The organism is Niallia sp. NCCP-28, assembly GCF_023168165.1.
In the GTDB taxonomy this organism is placed as follows: Bacteria; Bacillota; Bacilli; order Bacillales; family Cytobacillaceae; genus Niallia.
Genome location: NZ_BQYJ01000030.1, coordinates 1 through 1,548, shown reverse-complemented (window position 1 = coordinate 1,548; position 1,548 = coordinate 1). Strand labels below are relative to the sequence as shown.

The window sequence follows — 1,548 nt, the reverse complement described above, 5'->3', positions numbered from 1 at the left end:
GATCAATAAAGGCGATTTTATCGCCATTATTGGTCCATCCGGTTCGGGAAAATCTACATTGATGAATATGATTGGCTGTTTGGATACCCCAGACTCCGGCGATTATTATTTAGATGGAAAAAATGTTTTTACTTTAAAAAATAAAGAGCTTGCAGAAGTGCGCAACCATAAAATCGGTTTTATCTTTCAGTCCTTTAATTTGCTGACTAAACAATCTGCCTTAGAAAATGTGGAAATGCCATTAATCTACCGAGGGTTAAGCAATAAAGAACGAAAAGAAGTAGCTCTTGAAGCATTAGATAAAGTCGGCTTGCTGGAGCGTGCAGGCCATAGACCCACCGAACTTTCAGGTGGCCAGCAGCAGCGGGTGGCAATCGCCCGCGCCCTTGCTGGAAATCCGCCGATTTTGCTTGCGGATGAGCCAACAGGGGCTTTAGACAGCAAAACAGGGATAGAAGTGATGAAACTGATTAAAGATCTAAACAATCAAGGCCATACGATTATCTTAATTACCCATGATTTAGAAATAGCGAAACAAGCAAAACGAGTGATCCGCATTCAAGATGGCAGGCTAATGGAAGCGAAGGAGGTTGTGGTCTCTTGAAGTTCAGTCAAGCAATGAAAATTTCCTTTAAAAATATTACGATGAACAAGCTTAGAGCTACTTTGACGATGCTTGGCATTATTATTGGAGTAGCCGCAGTTATTGCCCTTACTTCTCTTGGAATGGGCGCTTCTAAATCGGTATCCGATGAAGTGTCGAGCTTAGGAACAACCACCGTTTCGGTTACTTTATCAGGAAACTCCAGCGAGGAAGAAGTAGTCACATATGATGAATTAATGTCCTTTGAAGACCTCGATGAAGTAGATGCTGTCTCTCCGACTGTAACCACAAACAGCACGGTAAAAAATGGCACAACGGAAAGTGATGGCGTGACGGTAACAGGGATTACCACTTCGTATGAAAAAGTAGAAGATATTACGCTGCAATCTGGAAGAAATGTGATGGATGTGGATATCGACAACCGCAATAAAGTAGTAGTATTAGGCTATAATGTTGCCACCGAGCTTTTCGGTTTTTCCAATCCGATTGATCAAACGGTAAAAATTGATGGGACTACGTTTAAAGTTATCGGAGTGCTGTCTGAACAAGGGGAGGAATTATCTGGTTCTGTAGATGATCAAGTCTTAATTCCCTTTACCACCGCCCAACGCTTTATCGGTCAAACCTATGTAACTTCTGCGACAGTGAATATGACATCGGAAGACACGGTGGAAATGGGCATGGCGAAAATGAAACAAGAATTATACAACCAATTCGGCGGGGATGAAACATCCTACTCTGTCCGCAATCAATCTTCTATATCGGATGCATTGGATTCTGTATCCAATACAATGACCTATCTTCTGGCAGGGATTGCAAGCATCTCCTTAATTGTTGGGGGAATCGGCATTATGAATATTATGCTGGTATCTGTGACAGAACGTACAAGAGAAATCGGCATACGAAAAGCAATTGGCGCCAAGAAAAAAGATATTATGCTGCAG

The 1,548-nt window shown here is 42.1% G+C and carries 2 protein-coding genes; both read left to right on the top strand.

From position 1 onward, the window contains the following. The coding region (locus tag NCCP28_RS23400) for an ABC transporter ATP-binding protein (RefSeq protein ID WP_248563559.1) at window positions 1–604 on the top strand (604 nt) is incomplete at its 5' end. Continuing rightward, on the top strand, window positions 601–1,548 hold a 948-nt coding region (locus tag NCCP28_RS23395; RefSeq protein ID WP_248563558.1), incomplete at its 3' end, for an ABC transporter permease. The genes NCCP28_RS23400 and NCCP28_RS23395, both read left to right, overlap by 4 nt.